Origin of the sequence: Nocardiopsis listeri NBRC 13360 (assembly GCF_001570765.1) — a bacterium.
Classification (GTDB): Bacteria; Actinomycetota; Actinomycetes; order Streptosporangiales; family Streptosporangiaceae; genus Nocardiopsis; species Nocardiopsis listeri.
Genome location: NZ_BCSH01000070.1, coordinates 1 through 16663, shown reverse-complemented (window position 1 = coordinate 16663; position 16663 = coordinate 1). Strand labels below are relative to the sequence as shown.

The following is a 16663-nucleotide window of genomic DNA, read 5'->3' as shown; positions in this document are numbered from 1 at the left end:
CTCTGCCGGCCCGCGCCGGACGGGTCAGGTCCCCCACCCGGGCCAGGTACAGGCGGGGCGCCGTCCCCTTCCAGCGTTTGAACGCCGTGGTGAAGCTCGGGGTGTTGCGGTAACCGAGCCGGCGTCCGGTCTCCTCCTGGCCGGAGGAAGAGTGTCCCAGCCCACACCCCGATTCCTAGGGTGCCGTGAGAAGAGCGGTTCCAAGGATCGGAGGACGAGGATGAGCACGGGTCACCCCGAGGACACCCTGGCCGACATCGGCGCGCGGAGCGTACCCGAGTTCGAGGGGGTGCACGACGTCTGGCCACGCGGAGAACGGTTGAGCGCGGTCAGGGAGGTCGCCCACGCGTACAAGGAACGCTTCAAGTCCCAGGGCACGGTGCGCGCGGTGCGGTCGGTGGACATCGCCGCGGCCCCCTACCCGGTCGCGTTCGCCTTCAACAACGCCGTGTCGGTACCGACCCTGCCGATGATCGCGATGATCAACCGCATGGTGGTGGTGCAGTACGACGATTGGGAGGGGCGTCCGCGCACCCTGGTGTTCGAACCGACCGTTCCGGACGGTTCGGTGGAGGCGCCGTTCTACCACCACCTCCAGGAGCTGATGCGCAGGATCCCGAGTGAAACCCGGTTGGCCGAGGCCTTCCTGCTCAAGTACTACAACGAGTCGTCGGACGCGCTGACCAAGCTCGGGCTCACCCCGCAGGACATCGACTTCTGCACCTTCGACCACCTGCACGTCCAGGACCCTCGGATGATCCTCGGGTCGAGCCGGGTGATCCCCGGTGAGAGTCGCCCGCGCTCTCCCCTCTTCGATTCGGCGCGGATGTTGGTGCACTCCCGTGAATTGGCCACCTTGGAGTCCCTGCACCCGATGCAGTGGGCGTGGTACGTGGAGGACGGGCTCAGCGGCGTGGACCGGTCGTCGTTCGTCACCTTCGACGGGGACGTCGAACTCGGTCCGGGCGTCACCTTGCTGTGGACTCCCGGGCACACGGACGGAAACCACTCCCTACTGCTCAACACCCCCGACGGTGTGTGGGTCTCCTCCGAGAACGGCATCGCTCTGGACAACTGGCAACCAGAGCTGTCGAAGATCCCCGGAGTGCGCGGGTACCACCGACGCTACGGCCGGGAGATCTGTCCGAACGCCAACACCCTCGAAGACTCGCTCGACCAGTACGACTCGATGATCAAGGAGAAGATCCTCGCGGACCCGTGCCGTCGGGACCCGCGTTGGCTACAGATCCTCCCCTCGACGGAACTCGCGCCGTGGAAGCGGTTCTGGCCCGTGATGCCGACGTTCGCGCTTGGAGGCGTCTCCTACGGCGAACTCCGTGGGGGCGAGGCACGATGACGGTGAGGTCAGGGCTCGGAGGTGCCGTGGTCACCGGCGCGGGGCGCGGGCTGGGGCGGAAGATCGCCGCGCTGATGGTGGAACGCGGGTACACGGTGCTGATCACCGACGTCGACGAGGAGGCCGCCGCGGCCGCCGCCGCGGACCTGGGCCCGCGCGCCACGTCGATGCGGGTGGACGTTCGGGACGAGGCTCAGGTCGTCGCGGCGGGCGACGAGATCCTGGCCCGCGCCGGACGCCTGGACGTGTGGGTGAACAACGCGGGGGTGCTGGTCACCGGACCGGCGTGGGAACAGGACGAGGCGACCCGGTCCCTGCTGTTCGGCGTCAACGGCCTGGGCACCGTCAACGGCACCGTGACGGCGATCAGGAGCATGCTCGGACGGGGAGGAGGTCACATCGTCAACATCGTGTCCCTGGCCGGGATCACCGCCGTGCCCGGCGAGGCCGTGTACGCCGGGTCCAAGCACGCCGCCATCGGCTTCAGTCTCAGCACCCTCGCCGACCTACGACTGGCCCGGGTACGCGACATCGACATCTCGTGCGTGTGCCCGGACGGGATCTGGACTCCGATGCTGCACGACAAACTCCAGGACCCCGAATCGGCGCTGTCGTTCTCGGGCAGGCTGCTTCGTCCAGAAGAGGTGGTCAGGGCCGTCGGCCGCGTCCTCGACCGGCCTCGCCCCGTCACGATCCTGCCTCGGTGGCGGGGGTGGCAGTCCCGGCTCGCCGACGCCCTGCCCAGGTTCGGACTGTGGGCGCTACCGATGGCGGTGGCCATGGGACGGAGCACCCAACGCAGGATGCTCCGGTCCCAGAAGGGTTAACCCTTGTCCGAACCGTTGTCCGCCTTGTCCGAACCGGTGACCTCGGCCTTCTCGGCCTCGACCTTCGTGGTGTCGGTCTCGGCGGACTCGTCGGCCTCGCTCGCGTAGATGTCGGGCCCGGACGGCTTCTCCCCGGCCTCCTCGGCGCGCTCCGAGACACCCTCCAGCTTGCCCGTCATGTTGCGCATGAGGAAGAACAGGGCCACACCGATCGCGAAGATGGCGAGGAAGCCCATGACGCCGGGCGTGACCGTGTCCTTGTCCAAGGAGAAGCTGTCGGCGAGCACCATCGTGGACGCGAGAAGGGTGTTCATGTCGTTCATACTCTCATTGCTTCCCGGACCCCCGCGAAGAGGTCCTTCTCCGGGACCTCGGTGTCCACGAGGGAACGGACCAGGTGGTAGTCCTCGGTCGGCCAGGCCTGGGCCACGATCTCGTTGGGCACCGCGAACCAGAAGCCGTTCGGGTCGATCTGGGTGGCGTGGGCACGCAGGGCGTCGTGCGCGACGTCGAAGTACTCACCACAGTGCACCCGGGTGGTGATCTCCCAGCGACGACGGTCGCTGTCCTTGATCCGCGCGGCCCAGTCCTCGAAGGGGTTCTCCAGGCCGCGTTCGGTCAGGACCTCGGCGAGCGCGTCGAAACGCTCGGGCGGGAAGCCCACGAAGTAGTACAGCTTGAGGGGCTGCCACGGGTCGCCGGTGCCCGGGTAGGCGTCCGGTTCGGGCGCGGCGTCGAAGGCGTGCATCGACACCTTGTGGGTCATGATGTGGTCGGGGTGCGGGTAACCGCCGTTCTCGTCATAGGTGAGGATCACGTGCGGGCGGAACCGGCGGATCGCCTCGACCAGGGGGGCCGCGGCCTCCTCCACCGGAAGGGTGGCGAAACACCCCTCGGGCAGGGGCGGCAGCGGATCGCCCTCGGGCAGACCCGAGTCGACGAAACCGGCGAACTCCTGCTCGATCCCCAGGATCTCGCGGGCCCGGTTCATCTCCTGACGTCGTACCTCGGTGATGTTCTCCCGGATCTCCGGGCGTTCCATCGCGGGGTTGAGGATGTCACCGCGTTCACCACCGGTCATGGTGACGACCAGCACTTCCGCACCCTCTTGGACGTAGCGCGCCATGGTGGCCGCGCCCTTGCTGGACTCGTCATCGGGATGGGCATGGACGGCCATAAGCCGCAGGCGCTCGGACAACGAAGGATTCTCCTTGGCTCGGTCGAAGACCTGGACGACCTCTGGGCGGGGGCGGCCGTGCCCCCGATGGTCCACGACGTCGTACGACTCACGTGCGGGCCGCGTAGGGGGGCTGTCAGGTCGGGGATATCTTAGACAACACCATCCCCTCGCTCGGAGATTCCCAATGTCAGCGACCCCGGAAGATGATGCCGTGAACAGTGCCGACACAGCTCCAGCGCTCCGCAGGCGCCACGGCAACGGGCCCGTCTTCTTCATCGTCGGCACCATCTTCGCGGTGGCGGTCACCTTCGGTTGGGGATTCTCGGTGATGAGCTACAACGGGCTGGGGGGTGGCGTGTACCACCAGGTGGTGACGGTCACGGCACCGTCGGCCGACGAGGCTCGGATCTCCTTCGAGGTGAACAGCAAGGACGGCGCCGAGTGCCTGCTGCGCGCGTTGGACGAGCAGATGGTCGAGGTGGGTACGAGCAGGGTCGAGGTCGAGGCCGGTAACCGCATGGTCGAGGCGAGCGTCGAGACGGTTCGTCAGGCGGGCACGGTAGAAGTGGCCTCTTGCAGGGAACAAGGTTCGCAAGACTGATCGACCGAGTCCTCCCCGACCGGGTACCCAGGAGCGGGGCGGAACCCCGAGAGCACGGACACCGGGCGCGTGATCGCGCTCGGTGATATTCTCGTAAGTTCAGCTCTGGCCGCCTGGTGGCCTTTGCTACTAGTACACAAGGAGTTCCCGTGACCCAGACCCGCGATGACAACGCCACCTGGCTCACCCAGGAGGCGTACGACCGGCTCAAGACCGAGCTGGACCACCTGTCGGGGCGTGGGCGCATCGAGATCGCGGAGAAGATCGAGGCCGCCCGAGAGGAGGGCGATCTCAAGGAGAACGGCGGATACCACGCCGCCAAGGAGGAGCAGGGCAAGATGGAGGCCCGCATCCTTCAGCTCACCGAGATCCTGCGCACCGCGAGGGTCGGCGAAACGCCCCGTACCGAGGGCGTGGTCGGACCCGGCATGACCGTCACCATCATGTTCGAAGGTGACGACGAGGAGGTCACCTTCCTGCTCGCGTCCAGGGAGGAGAGTGGGTCTCCCATCGACGTGTACTCCCCCAAGTCCCCGCTGGGTTCGGCGATCAACGGCAAGCGTGTGGGCGAGACCGTCAGCTACGAGCTCCCCAACGGCAAGAGCCTCGGTGTGGAGATCATCGGAGCGGTGCCCTACGGCGTGTGAAACGTCCGGTCTTCGGACGGACGAGACCACACGACGAGGGGCGGCCACGGCCGCCCCTCGTCGTGTGTGGTCGGTGGAGGCCACGGCTGGGTACTCTGCATTTGATCCCCGCTCGTTGAACCCCTTCTACTCAAGGAACCGGCGGCCGCATGCCCTCGCCCTACTGGAACCCCCAAGACCCGTATCAGGCCGGGCCATCGCCGCAGAGCGGTGGTTGGTCCTACGGAGGACCCCTTCCCGCTCAGCCACCTCTTCCGGCCCCTCCGCCTCCGCCGCCGGCTCGTCCCGCCGGATTCGGCGTCCGTCTGGTCGCCCGGGCCATCGACGCGGTACTGGCGACCATCGCCGCCTTCGCGTTCTTCCTCGTGATGGTGCTCTTCACGATGCTGGCGACCGGAGGGAACAGCGAGACCAGTGACGCCGAAGGAGCCCTCTGGGCCTCGTTGTTCCTCTTCGGCTGGGGTCTACTGTTGTTCTTCTACGACTGGCTCTACCTGATCACCTGGGGCGGCACCCTCGGCAAGATGATGGTGGGCATCAAGGTGGTCGACGCCACGGACGGCGGCAAGCCGAACCAGGGCCAGGTCATCGGCCGGTCCATGCTGTTCTGCCTGCCGCAGTCGTTGCCGTGTCTGGGCCACCTGTTCTCTCTCGGGTCGTCGATGGCCATGTTCGGGGACGACCGGGGACGCGCCCTGCACGACCGCGTCGCCGGAACCGTGGTGATCCGTACCCGCGGCTGACCGAAACCGGCTCAGGGCTGGTCGGCTAGGCACTGTGGGGCGTCGGAGCCGCCCGAGGCGAAGACCGCCGGAACGTAGTGGTCCTCCCCGATCCGGTACCAGACGTCGTCGGTGCCGTTCGGTCCGTTGGCGTTGTCTCCGACCACCTGGCAGGCCACGTCGACGTTGGCCTTGTGCGCGGCCAGACCGACGGTGTCGTGGTGGGTGGACGGACCGGTGCGTACGACCACCGGGTCGCTCTGGGTGTCCGTGATGATCTCCGCGCGATCGCGGTACTCGGCCGTCCACAGGTAGTCGACCTGGACCCAGCCGTTGGTGGGCAGTTGCAGCCCCTCGTTGAAGGCTCCGTCGGCCAGGTCGATGCCGGCGGGGTTCTGCACGCGACGCCCGAACCCGTCCAGTCCACCGTTGTGACCCTCGGTGAAGGCGGCCTGGGACTGGGGACGGCCCCGGTCCAGGTCGCGCCAGGACTCACGATCCTCGTTCCAGTGGTCGTCGGTGACGTTCCACGGGCCCACGTCCCACACCGGCAGGTAGGCACAGCGCGCCTTGTGGTCCTCGGTGTCGCCCGAGGCGTCCGGGCCGAGTTCGCCGGTGGTGCACACCCGGACGGTGTACTCGCCACCGCCCCGGTTGGCCAGACCCCTGCGGGAGGGCAGGGCCACGAAGTGGTCGTCGGGGCGCACCGTGTGTCCGTTGGCGGTGGTGTTGCCGACCAGGCCGATACGGGTGGCGAAGAGCCGGGCGGAGTAGGGGGTGGGCACGTCGTCCCGCGCGGAGGCCTCGGGGCCGGGGTCGGCCTCCGCTTCGGCTTCGGTGGACGAGGACTCCACCGGTCGCAGACTCACGTCGGTGACGGAGGTGTCGTTCCGCTCTCCCTCGGCGGACATCTCGACGCGCAGCTGTACCTCGGTGACCTCCGAGGAAAGGACCACGCGGCCCCCGCCGGGTCGGGTCGGGTGCCACTCGGTCCACATTCCGTCGGCGCGAACGCCCCTGGCCTCGGTGAGGACCTCCTCCTCGTCACCGGTGGTGATCACGGCCACGTCGACGGTGTCGGTGGGTGCCTCCAACTCCTGCTCGGGGAAGGTCGCCAACCCGGTGCGCCGTTGTGCGGTGTCCAGTCGGGGCGAGGCCCCCAGTCCCTTCCCCGTGTCCAGGCGCAGCTTCCCCGAATCGAGGGCCAGTCCGATCCGGTCGGTGGAGGACAGGTCCTGTGCGAGCCAGGTGGTGTCCGCCGAGACCGTACCGGGGATCGCCAACGGGGCCAACAGGGCGAATGCCCCGAGTGCCACCAGGGGCGCGGTGGTGCGCCGATTCTGCGCCATCGTTCCTTCTCTCGTCAATTACCCGAAGTGAATAAAATGATCACTCTCAGTAACTAACGGAACGCGCGCACACTCAAGGAGCCCACGTCGGGTGTTGGTGATACGGCGGTAAAAGTCCGACTTGGAATGAGACCGGTCACGGCCTTGGCGGAGGCGTCAGGGCGCGAAGGCCAGCAGGCAGGCGGTGAACCCGTGTACGTGGTTCACCCCGGCGACCGGCCCGATCTCCCCCGCAGCGAAGAACCCCGCCACCGGAGCGGCGCCCAGGATCCGCCGGACCGCGAGCACATCGTGGTCGGCGCGGCTGAACAGTCCATCACCTCGACCGTTACAGGAGAACAGCAACCCGCCGCCGACGGAGTGTTCGGCACCGAACTCGGTCAGTCTGCGGGCGAAGTCCTCGTCGGCGGTGCCCGCGTCCCGAACCTGGAAGCGGACGGTCTGTCCGATCTCCACCATGTCCCCGATGGTCAGCGCGCCCAACTCTGGGTCGGCGCCCACCAGACTCCGGATGAGGAAGTCACCGTGTTCGTGCTGTTCGGCGTACTCGTCCCTGGCCACCCCGATGTGCAGTCCACGTTCGGCGAGCTCACGGTCCTCGTCGGAGAGTTCCTCGACCAGTTCCTCCAGCTTCTCGTAGGCGTTGCCCCCGGCCAGTTCGAGGAGGAGGTTGCCCTCGGCCTTGGTGACGGTCATGGCCGGGCCGACCGGGCGACAGCCCTGGCTGACCACGGTGCCCAGCACACCCTCACCACCGATGAGGACGCCGATGGCACCGTTGTCCACCACCTCGCCGTCGCTGAACAGCCGCACCGACTCCTCGCCGCGCATGCCATCGGCCATCCCGCCGACCAGCGGCAGCCCGCCCAAGGCGGCGGTGGTCTCGCGGACGAACGCCTGGGTGGGGAACTCGTAGGGGTTGGTGAGCAGGATGCCGACCCTGTCGTTCGGTCCGGGTTCGCGCATGCCCACCACCGCGAGCTGCTCCTCCTCCACCACCGTGTCCAACCGGAACGGGGTGAACTCCACGTCGGGAAGGCGGGCGGCCCAGACGCTCACGGCGCCCTGTCCCTCCACACCACGACCGCCGCCTACCACACCGCTGCCGCTACAGCCCAGGGTGATCGCGCCGCCGGACAACTCCATGACCTTCAGGCCCGCGAGCGAGACCTCATCGGGATCCGCGCCACTGACGAAGAAGCACACGAGATCGGCGAGTCCGTCCACCTGTTCCAGTGCGTGGAGAACAGCGCGCTCGGCCGCGTTCACGAGGTCGGCCCCCGTCGTCAGAGCATCGCCGAACCTTGTCACTGCCACCCCCGTCTACGGTCGGTCACGACACCGACCATGGGAACCTCACGGCCCCATTCTTCCATTCGTCCCCCAGGGACTTTCCTGCATCTGGCCCCTCAAACTCTCCCAGGCCTACACTGCTTGCCGTGACCTATGCCTCACCACCTCCAGGCGGGTTCGCGCGCACCCTCGGCGCGCTGCGCGAGTCCGGCCATGTCCACCGCTCCACCGCGGCCGAGATCCGCGAGAACCTCCTGGCCCGCATGGGGTCGGGACTGCCCCGCTTCCCCGAGGTCCACGGGTTCGACCACACGGTGCTGCCTCAACTGGAGCGGGCACTCATCGCCGGTCACGACGTGGTGCTGCTCGGGGAACGCGGGCAGGGCAAGACCCGGCTGATCCGCACGGTGTCGGGGCTGCTCGACGAGTGGTCTCCCACGGTGGCGGACTGCCCGATCTCCTGTCATCCCCACGCACCGACCTGTCCGTCCTGTCTTCGCCGCTCCACGGACGAAGGCGACGAACTTCCGGTGCGCTGGCGGCACCGGGACGAACGCTACGGCGAGAAACTGGCGACCCCCGACACCGGTACCGCCGAACTGGTCGGCGACGTCGACCCCGCCCGGTTGGCCGAGGGCCGTTCCCTCGGCGACCCGGAGACGATCCACTACGGTCTGCTGCCCCGCGCCAATCGAGGGATCTTCTGCGTCAACGAACTGCCCGACCTGCCCGCGCGAGTCCAGGTGGCGCTGTTCAACGTGTTGGAGGAACGCGACCTGCAGGTGCGCGGCTACAACCTACGGCTGCCGCTGGACCTGCTGCTGGTGGCCAGCGCCAACCCGGAGGACTACACGAGCCGGGGGCGGATCATCACCCCGCTCAAGGACCGCTTCGGCGCCCAGGTGCGTACCCACTACCCGCCCGACCTCGACCACGAGTTGGCGCTGTTGCGGCAGGAGGCGGATCTGCCCGAGGGCACGGTCGTACCCTCACACCTGTTGGAGACCGTGGCCCGATTCGCCCGGCTGGTGCGCGACTCCAACCGGGTGGACCAACGATCGGGTGTGTCGGTGCGGCTGACCGTGGCCGCCGCCGAGACCGTGGCGGCCTCGGCCCTGCGTCGCGCGGCGCTGACCGGCGAGGAAGTGCCGGTGGCACGGGTCTGCGACCTGACGGGGGTGGTCGAACCCCTCCTGGGCAAGGTCGAGTTCGAGACCGGGATGGAGGGCCGGGAGTCCTCGATCCTGGAGACGCTGCTGCGCCGCGCGGTCGCCGAGACCTTCCGGGCCAGGATGGGCGAGGCCGACCTGGAACCGTTGAGCGACCGTTTCGCCGGCGGTGGCACGGTGGAGAGCGGTGACCTGGTGGGCGCCGCCGAGCTGCTGCGCCGGGTGGGAACGGTGCCGGGTCTGGCCGGACTGATCGAACGGGCGGCCCCGGAGAACGCGGACGGGCCTCCCACGCCGGGGCTGGCCGCGGCGGTGGTGGAGTTCGCGTTGGAGGGGCTGTACCTGGAACGACGACTGTCCAAGGACACCGCGCCCGACGGTGGCGTGTACCGGTTCTGAGGGGGCGTGTGGTGTGAGGTTTCGGTACCGGGCGTACATGGGCGGGCCCGACCCGTTGACCGACGAGGAACCACCACCGGGTGAGGCGGTGCGCGCCGCCGGTGAGCTGCGCGCGCTGATCTCCGCCGAACTCCTCGATCGGGAGTCGGCGCCCTTGGTCGCGGCCGAGGAGGCCCTGGAACGCTACGAGGCCGGAGAACGCTCCGCCCTGGACGAGGTGGACGCCTCGGCGTTGGTCGCTCTGCTGGGCGCCGAGGGACGAGAACGTCTGGACCGGTTGGACGAGGCGGACCACGGGTTGACCCCGCGCGAGCTGCGCCGACTGGGCGAGGTGGCGTTGGCCGAGGTCGAGGCGTCGCCGAGCGTGCGGGGCGGAGGCCACCGGGGAGGTCCCGGCAACGCCGGCGAATCGACCGGCGCGAGTGTGCGACACGACGGCCTCGACCGTCCCCTGGACCCCGTGGCCACCATGCGGGCGGCCATGGTGCGACGCGCCTCCGCGGGAGACCTCACGGCGGCCGACGACGTACCCCTGCGCAGCGACGACCTGCGCTACGCGGAGACCGAACCGACCGGTGCGGCCACGGTGTGCCTGTTGGTCGACCTGTCCCATTCGATGGCCGCTCGCGGCCTGCACGAGGCCGCCACCCGCACGGCCCTGGCCCTGCACACCCTGGTGCGGACCAGGCGGCCCGAGGACCGGATGCTGGTGATCGGGTTCGGCGACCGGGCCCGGGAGATGACGCCCGCGGAGTTGGTCGAACACGACTGGCGCCGGGTGCCCGGCACCAACCTCCAACACGCGCTGCACCTGGCCCGCGCCCACCTGCGACGGCACCGGGGGACACGCCCGGTGATCCTGGTGGTCACCGACGGAGAGCCCACGGCGCACCTGGGCGAGGACGGTGACACGCGGTTCGCCTGGCCGCCCACTCCGCGCACGGTGGAGGCCACCATGGCCGAGTTGGACGCGGCGTTGGCGGAGAGCGCGGAGTCGACGTTCTTCCTGTTGGCCGACGATCCCCGGTTGCGCGCCTTCCGGGAACTGTTGGAGCGACGGCGCGGGGTGCGTGTGGTGGACGCCGACGCCGATGCCCTGGGGGCACTGGTGGTCGGGCGTTACCTCCACGGGAGGGACTGAAGCCGGGATCAGCGCTCGAAGATGTTGACGTCCGAGGCCATGAGCAGAAGCTCCTCGGGGGCGTCGCCGCCCGAGTACAGCAATTGGTGGCGGTTGGCCGGCATGAGCGTCTCGGTGAAGCGCAGTGGTCGGTCCCCGTCGTAGGCGGACCGTTCCTGTACCAGCAGCGGGATACCGGGGCCCAGTCCGAAGGCCTCGGCCTCGTCCGGCGAGGGCATGCGCGCGCCCACGATGTCCCAGTTCCAGCTCTCGCGGAAACCCAGGTCGCGCATGACCGCCGACACTCCGCCCTCCAAGGGTTCGGGGGACATGAGCGCGGTTCCGGAGGCGATCGAGAACGGGAAGTAGGTGATCTGGGACTGCCAGAGACTGCCGTCGACGAAGCGGTCGGAGGAGCGGATCACGACGAGGCCGCCGTGCTGTACCCGGTCGTCGGCTTCGTGGCGCAGCCGCTTGGCCACCTTGGGCCGCATGGTGTCCAGGCTGACCTTGATCTTCTCGTCGATGTCGTGGTAGCCGGCCTGGATCAGTCGGGGCTGGTAGCCGGCTTCGAAGCGCTCGGAGTCGCTACCGCCGGAGACGGGGGTGGCCAGGTGGAGGAACGGCTGGTGGTCGGCGACGAACGCCCCGCGGCCGGGGACGATGTCGATGCGCCCCTCGTCCTGGAGGATGCGCATGCCCAAGCGCGCCGTGGCGCGGGAGACCCCGAGGTCGTCGGCGAGGTCCTCCTCGCCTGGCAGCCGTTCTCCCGGCTCGTAGTCGCCTCTGGCGAGGGCCTCACGCAGGTGGTCGGCGACCAGCGTCTTCTTCGGTGTGCTCATGCGATGCATCAGTCCCGGTGGTAGGCGGTGAGGTCGCCATGCTCGTACTGGTAGCGAATGCTGTTCCCCGCGTACACAGTGTGCACCAACCGGATCGGGCGGTCTTCGGAGTAGTCGGTGCGGTGGACCTCCAGGACCGGCACCCCGGGGGTGAGCTCCAGTTGGCTCGCCTCTTGGGGCGTGGGCATCCGGGTCTCCAGCTCGTCCACGTAGCCGACCTGGCGATGGCCATGGTCCATGAGGACCTCCAGGGCGCTCTCCACGTCCTCGGGCAGCATGAGCGGAGTGCCCTCGACCAGGTCCATGGGATAGAAGGCGGAGCTGACGGAACCGGATCGGTCTCCGGCGAAGCGGTGCAGGTGCCGAACGACCGTCATGGTGCCCTCCGGGACGCGCAACCGGGGGGCGATGTCGGAGTTGGCGCTGAGGAGTTGGAGCTCCTCCAGGGTCAGCCCGGCGAGGTTGGGCTCGTTGAACCCGCCGGGGCCGCCACGACTGCGGGTGGCGTAGAAGATCTCGGGGACCACGTCCTGCACGTAATGGCCGCGCCCGGGTCTGCTCACGATGAGGCCCTGGTTGCGCAGCATGCCCAGGGCCAGACGGATGGTGTTGCGGGAGGCCTCGAAGCGCTCCTCCATCTGCTTCTCGGAGGGCAGTTGGCCCCCTTGCGGGAGGCTTCCTTCCTGGATCTCCCTGCGCAGAGTTCGAGCGATCTGTCGATATCGGCTTTCTGCCCGCATAAGTCCGCCCTCATAGGGGTAAAAGACCAACAACTCAACCTGTACCAACAAGCTGAGAGCTACACCAGCCGAACAAGTTCAACCAGTTCCGTTGAACCCATATTAGTTGAAGGCCACCCGGAGTACACAGCGGATCCTTCTCTCGGTCACTGGCCCGAGGAAACCCGGGAGACGCTCCGCCCCCATCGATCCCGCCAAGAACGACAGCACCGAACAACAAGAGGGAAAGCCTTCACACCTTGAGATCACAGCCAACACCCCCTCGGTTCGCAGGGGGGCCGACCGGATAGCAGAAAAGACTCTCCACACCCCTTAGGAGAACCTCAATGGAGACCACGTTCATCACTCTGACCTTCGTCGGCCTGGTCCTCCTCGGCCTCGCGGTCGGCTTCCTCCTGGCCGTCTCCATCGGCATCCGCCGTCAGGACAGCCGGGGCAGCTACCGTTCGCTGCGGGACGACGACAACGACAGCGCCCTGTCCCACACCAGCCGTTTCGTCTGTGGCCTGCGCTTCCGCGACGACGAGAGCACCGACGACACCGCGCCCCTTCCCGCCCAGGACCGCACGCCCACCGCGGCCTGAGGAGAAGAACCTCGGCGGTGACCGCCCCGGGCCACCAGGCCCATAGAACTCTGATTCGGAGCCATCCCCCACGAACGCGCTCACGACCCGCCCCGACCATGTGGGTCGCGGTGACGACCGCGAGGCCGAAGTACGCCGCAACGAGCCCGGCAACGACGCCGGGGAACCCGCGCGGCAGCGCCGCGCGGGCCCCTGGAGGGATCAGCCCTCCAACGCCTGCAACAGATCGGCGACCAGGTCCTCCCCGGACTCGATGCCCACGGAGATCCGCACCAGATCCGCCGGGACCTCCAGCGGTGAACCGGCCGTCGAGGCGTGGGTCATCCGCCCCGGGTGCTCGATGAGGGACTCGACCCCGCCCAGGGACTCCCCGAGCGTGAAGACCTTGGTCCGCTCACACAGCTCCAGTGCCGCCTTCTCCCCGTCGCGCAGAGCGAAGGAGACCATCCCACCGAAGGAACGCATCTGCCGCTCGGCGATCTTGTGCCCAGGGTGCGACTCCAGCCCCGGGTAGTACACACGTCGCACCGCGGGGTGGCCCTCCAGAGCGGCCACGACGCGCTCGGCGTTCTCGCTGTGGCGGTCCATCCGCACCCCGAGGGTCTTGGCACCGCGCAGGGTCAGCCAGGAGTCGAAGGGGCCGGGAATAGCTCCCATGGTGTTCTGGTGGAAGGCCAGCCGCTCGCCCAGCTCGGCGTCGGCCACGACCAGCGCTCCACCGACCACGTCGGAATGGCCACCGACGTACTTGGTGGTGGAGTGCACGACCACGTCCGCGCCCAGCGTGATCGGCCGCTGCAGGTAGGGCGAGGCGAACGTGTTGTCCACGACGTACAGGGCGCCGCCGTCGTGCGCGACCTGGGCGACCGACTCGATGTCGGTGATGCCCAACAGCGGGTTGGTGGGCGTCTCGGTCCACACGACCTTGGTGTTGGGGCGCATGGCGTCCCGCACCGCGTCGACGTTGGTCTGATCGACCGCGTCCCAGCTGACACCCCAGCGCTCGACCACCTTGGAGATCAGGCGGAAGGTGCCCCCGTAGGCGTCGCCGGGGATGATGACGTGGTCACCCGGGGAGAGGACCGTGCGCAGCAGGGTGTCCTCGGCGGCCATGCCGGAGGCGAAGGCGAGCCCGCGCGCTCCGGCCTCCAGTGCGGCGAGGCACTCCTCCAGCGCGGTGCGCGTGGGGTTGGCGGTGCGGGAGTACTCGTATCCCTGCCGCATCCCGCCGACGCCGTCCTGGGCGTAGGTACTCGTCTGGTAGATCGGCACCACCACGGCGCCGGTGCCGGCGTCCGGCTCCTGCCCCGCGTGGATGGCCAGCGTTTCAAACCCATCGAACTTCATGGGGCCAACAATAGTGCCCAGGGTCCACACGGGACCCGCTGTCAACTGGGAGGTCTCATACTCCGGACGGGCGGGGCGGTCAGGCCGGCGGGAAGCGAGTGGGCGAGCCCGGTTCCGGTGGTTCGGCGGGAGCCTCGGGCGGCAGACCGGTCACCGGGGTGGGCACCCGGGTGGGGGTACCGGTGCCGCGTAGCGGCGGGTCCCATCCCAGCTCGGGATCGTGGGCGCGCACGACCTTCCCCGGGATCCCGGCGATGACGGCGTGGTCGGGGTAGGTGCCGGGGCGTACCACCGTGCCGGCGGCGACCACCGAGTTCTGTCCCAGGTGCACGCCGGGCAGGATCACGGAGTTGGCGCCCAGCCAGCTTCCTGCGCCGATGCTCACCGGGTCGTCCACCGGCCACTGCAGGCCGACGGGGATGTCGGTGTTGGCGTAGGAGTGGTTCTGGTCGGTGATGTAGACGTAGGGACCGGTGTAGACGTGGTCACCGATGTCGACGGACCGGTGGGCGACCACGTGCGAGCCGCGACCGATCGCGCACCCTGACCCGATACGCACGACGGAGCCCTCGCCGAGGTCGTAGTCGGGACCCATCCCCGCGGCCAGGGTGATGTCGCCGCCCAGAACGGTGTGCACCCCGATCTCGATCCAGGGTTCGCCGTACAGGGTGGCGATGGGGAAGGCGATGGCGGAACCACTGCCGAAACGGGCGAACTTACGGGCGGCCTTGGACTCCGCACGGATCTCACCGTGGGTGCGTGCGTACGACCAGACGGAACGGATGATCCAGTTGAGGAGCCGGGACACGGGTGCACCTACTTATTACCGGCCAGTAAATACCAATGCGACGAACATTAGCAGTGTCCGAGTATGCGGCACCCTGTCCGGTACGTGAAAACCGGGTCCCGAACAACGTTCGAGACCCGGTGCACGAAGGCGGCCATCGTCAGCCGGAAAGGTGCGCCAGCAGGTCCTGACGGGTGAGAATCCCCACCGGCTTGCCGTCGCGCAGCACCACCAGGGCGCCCGACCTGCGCAGCAGGCGCACGCAGTCGCTCACCGGGGTGCCGGTGCCCACCGTGGACAGCGGCTTGGCCATGTGGGTCTCCACCAGGTCGTCCAGGTCGGCGCGGCCGTCGAAGAGAGCGTCCAGCAGGTCGCGTTCGGCGATGGAACCCACCACCTCGGCCGCCATGACCGGCGGCTCCTCCTTCATCACCGGCAGCTGGGAGACGCCGTACTCGCGCATGATCGCCACGGCGGTGCCGACCGTCTCGTCCGGGTGGCTGTGCACGAAGTCGGGCATCTCGCCCTCCTTGTCGTCCAGCACCTTGCCCGCGGTGGCCTCCTCGGTCTCGGCCGACAGGAAGCCGTAGTCGGACATCCACTCGTCGTTGAAGATCTTGCCGAGGTAGCCGCGGCCACCGTCCGGAAGCAGTACGACGATGACGTCGTCCGGCCCGGCCGTCTCGGCCACGCGCAGCGCCGCCTCCACCGCCAGACCGCAGGAGCCGCCCACCAGCAGGCCCTCCTCCTTCGCCAGGCGACGGGTCATCAGGAACGAGTCCTTGTCGCTGATCGCCACGATGTCATCGCAGATCGCCGTGTCGTAGGTACCGGGCCAGATGTCCTCGCCCACGCCCTCGACCAGGTAGGGACGGCCGCTTCCGCCCGAGTACACCGAACCCTCGGGGTCGGCGCCCACGACCTGCACGCGCCCCTCGGAGGCCTCCTTGAGGTAGCGACCGGTGCCGCTGATGGTTCCACCGGTGCCGATGCCCGCCACGAAGTGCGTGATGCGGCCCTCGGTCTGGTCCCAGATCTCCGGGCCCGTGGAGTGGTAGTGCGAATCGGGGTTGTTCTGGTTCTCGTACTGGTTGGGCTTCCAGGCGTTGGGGAGCTCCTGGGCCAGCCGGTCCGAGACCGAGTAGTAGGACTCGGGGTGCTCCGGCGCGACCGTGGTCGGGCAGACCACGACCTCGGCGCCGTAGGCACGCAGCACCGACAGCTTGTCCGGGCCGACCTTGTCCGGGCAGACGAAGACGCAGCGGTAGCCCTTCTCCTGGGCCACCATCGCCAGACCGATTCCGGTGTTGCCCGAGGTGGGCTCCACGATCGTGCCGCCCGGTTTGAGCTCACCGCTCTTCTCGGCGGCCTCGACCATGCGCAGCGCGATGCGGTCCTTGACCGATCCGCCCGGGTTGAAGTACTCGACCTTCGCCAGGATCGTCGGGGCCAGCCCCTCGGTGACCTTCCGCAGACGAACCAACGGGGTGTCCCCGACCAGGTCGATGAGTGAGTCGTGTACCCGCAACTTCGCTCCTTCGCATAGTGGCGACCGGGTCTTCGGCCCGCCTGTATCGCATCCCCGGTGACATCCGAGGTCGGTGAGGACCGATCCGGTCTCCCCCACCCTGAACTCTAGATGAGTAATTCCAAGGGGTGGAGGTGGAGGTAGAGGTGGCGGGTGGCTGGTGGGGCGCCT

At 68.5% G+C, this 16663-nt stretch carries 17 protein-coding genes; 8 read left to right on the top strand and 9 right to left on the bottom strand.

Annotated elements, in window-relative coordinates; all coding sequences use genetic code 11:
• The first annotated feature begins 220 nt into the window (after positions 1-220).
• Both NLI01S_RS20135 and NLI01S_RS20130 read left to right on the top strand, forming a co-directional pair.
• The gene (locus NLI01S_RS20135; RefSeq protein ID WP_067606914.1) at positions 221-1357 is read left to right on the top strand and encodes a hypothetical protein; all 1137 of its coding nucleotides are present in this window, start codon (positions 221-223) and stop codon (positions 1355-1357) included.
• Positions 1354-2184, top strand: coding sequence for an SDR family oxidoreductase (locus tag NLI01S_RS20130; protein WP_067606912.1), 831 nt, complete (start codon positions 1354-1356; stop codon positions 2182-2184). Before NLI01S_RS20135 ends, NLI01S_RS20130 begins: the two co-directional genes overlap by 4 nt.
• Here NLI01S_RS20130 and NLI01S_RS20125 read toward each other — a convergent pair.
• Complete coding sequence (locus NLI01S_RS20125; RefSeq protein WP_084392742.1) at positions 2181-2498, bottom strand: hypothetical protein; 318 nt, start codon at positions 2496-2498, stop codon at positions 2181-2183. The genes NLI01S_RS20130 and NLI01S_RS20125 overlap by 4 nt on opposite strands.
• 5 nt (positions 2499-2503) lie before the next feature.
• Positions 2504-3382, bottom strand: coding sequence for a mycothiol conjugate amidase Mca (mca, locus tag NLI01S_RS20120; protein WP_067606909.1), 879 nt, complete (start codon positions 3380-3382; stop codon positions 2504-2506).
• Positions 3383-3548: 166 nt separating this feature from the next.
• On the opposite strand from mca, the gene NLI01S_RS20115 reads away from it, so the two are divergent.
• From NLI01S_RS20115 to NLI01S_RS20105, 3 genes are all read left to right on the top strand, one after another.
• On the top strand, positions 3549-3965 hold the full coding sequence (locus NLI01S_RS20115) for a DUF4307 domain-containing protein (protein ID WP_067606907.1): 417 nt from the start codon (positions 3549-3551) through the stop codon (positions 3963-3965).
• 149 nt (positions 3966-4114) lie between these two features.
• Entirely contained in the window at positions 4115-4612 is a 498-nt protein-coding gene (gene greA, locus NLI01S_RS20110; protein ID WP_067606905.1) for a transcription elongation factor GreA, read from the top strand.
• A gap of 149 nt (positions 4613-4761) precedes the next feature.
• Entirely contained in the window at positions 4762-5355 is a 594-nt protein-coding gene (locus NLI01S_RS20105; protein WP_067606903.1) for an RDD family protein, read from the top strand.
• 11 nt (positions 5356-5366) lie between these two features.
• Here the strand turns inward: NLI01S_RS20105 and NLI01S_RS20100 are convergent, their stop codons facing one another.
• Positions 5367-6683, bottom strand: a complete 1317-nt coding sequence (locus tag NLI01S_RS20100) for a hypothetical protein (RefSeq protein WP_067606902.1) — start codon at positions 6681-6683, stop codon at positions 5367-5369.
• 156 nt (positions 6684-6839) lie between these two features.
• Positions 6840-7994 carry an FIST signal transduction protein gene (locus NLI01S_RS20095; protein ID WP_067606901.1) on the bottom strand — a complete coding sequence of 385 codons (1155 nt, stop codon included), beginning with the start codon at positions 7992-7994 and terminating at the stop codon, positions 6840-6842.
• A 128-nt stretch (positions 7995-8122) separates the two neighbouring features.
• On the opposite strand from NLI01S_RS20095, the gene NLI01S_RS20090 reads away from it, so the two are divergent.
• Both NLI01S_RS20090 and NLI01S_RS20085 read left to right on the top strand, forming a co-directional pair.
• Entirely contained in the window at positions 8123-9544 is a 1422-nt protein-coding gene (locus tag NLI01S_RS20090; protein ID WP_067606900.1) for a sigma 54-interacting transcriptional regulator, read from the top strand.
• Between the two features lie 37 nt (positions 9545-9581).
• Positions 9582-10685 (top strand): VWA domain-containing protein, encoded by a 1104-nt coding sequence (locus tag NLI01S_RS20085; protein WP_223809313.1) that lies wholly within the window; start codon positions 9582-9584, stop codon positions 10683-10685.
• Between the two features lie 8 nt (positions 10686-10693).
• Here the strand turns inward: NLI01S_RS20085 and NLI01S_RS20080 are convergent, their stop codons facing one another.
• Both NLI01S_RS20080 and NLI01S_RS20075 read right to left on the bottom strand, forming a co-directional pair.
• Entirely contained in the window at positions 10694-11506 is an 813-nt protein-coding gene (locus NLI01S_RS20080) for a GntR family transcriptional regulator (protein WP_067606946.1), read from the bottom strand.
• A gap of 8 nt (positions 11507-11514) precedes the next feature.
• Positions 11515-12246 carry a GntR family transcriptional regulator gene (locus NLI01S_RS20075; RefSeq protein WP_067606898.1) on the bottom strand — a complete coding sequence of 244 codons (732 nt, stop codon included), beginning with the start codon at positions 12244-12246 and terminating at the stop codon, positions 11515-11517.
• 326 nt (positions 12247-12572) lie between these two features.
• Between NLI01S_RS20075 and NLI01S_RS20070 the strand changes: the two genes are divergently transcribed.
• Positions 12573-12830, top strand: coding sequence for a hypothetical protein (locus tag NLI01S_RS20070; protein ID WP_067606897.1), 258 nt, complete (start codon positions 12573-12575; stop codon positions 12828-12830).
• A gap of 201 nt (positions 12831-13031) precedes the next feature.
• Here the strand turns inward: NLI01S_RS20070 and NLI01S_RS20065 are convergent, their stop codons facing one another.
• From NLI01S_RS20065 to NLI01S_RS20055, 3 genes are all read right to left on the bottom strand, one after another.
• Positions 13032-14177 carry a cystathionine gamma-synthase gene (locus NLI01S_RS20065; RefSeq protein WP_067606896.1) on the bottom strand — a complete coding sequence of 382 codons (1146 nt, stop codon included), beginning with the start codon at positions 14175-14177 and terminating at the stop codon, positions 13032-13034.
• Positions 14178-14256: 79 nt separating this feature from the next.
• The gene (locus NLI01S_RS20060; protein WP_067606894.1) at positions 14257-14985 is read right to left on the bottom strand and encodes an acyltransferase; all 729 of its coding nucleotides are present in this window, start codon (positions 14983-14985) and stop codon (positions 14257-14259) included.
• Between the two features lie 139 nt (positions 14986-15124).
• On the bottom strand, positions 15125-16492 hold the full coding sequence (locus NLI01S_RS20055) for a cystathionine beta-synthase (RefSeq protein ID WP_067606892.1): 1368 nt from the start codon (positions 16490-16492) through the stop codon (positions 15125-15127).
• Positions 16493-16663 lie beyond the last annotated feature (171 nt).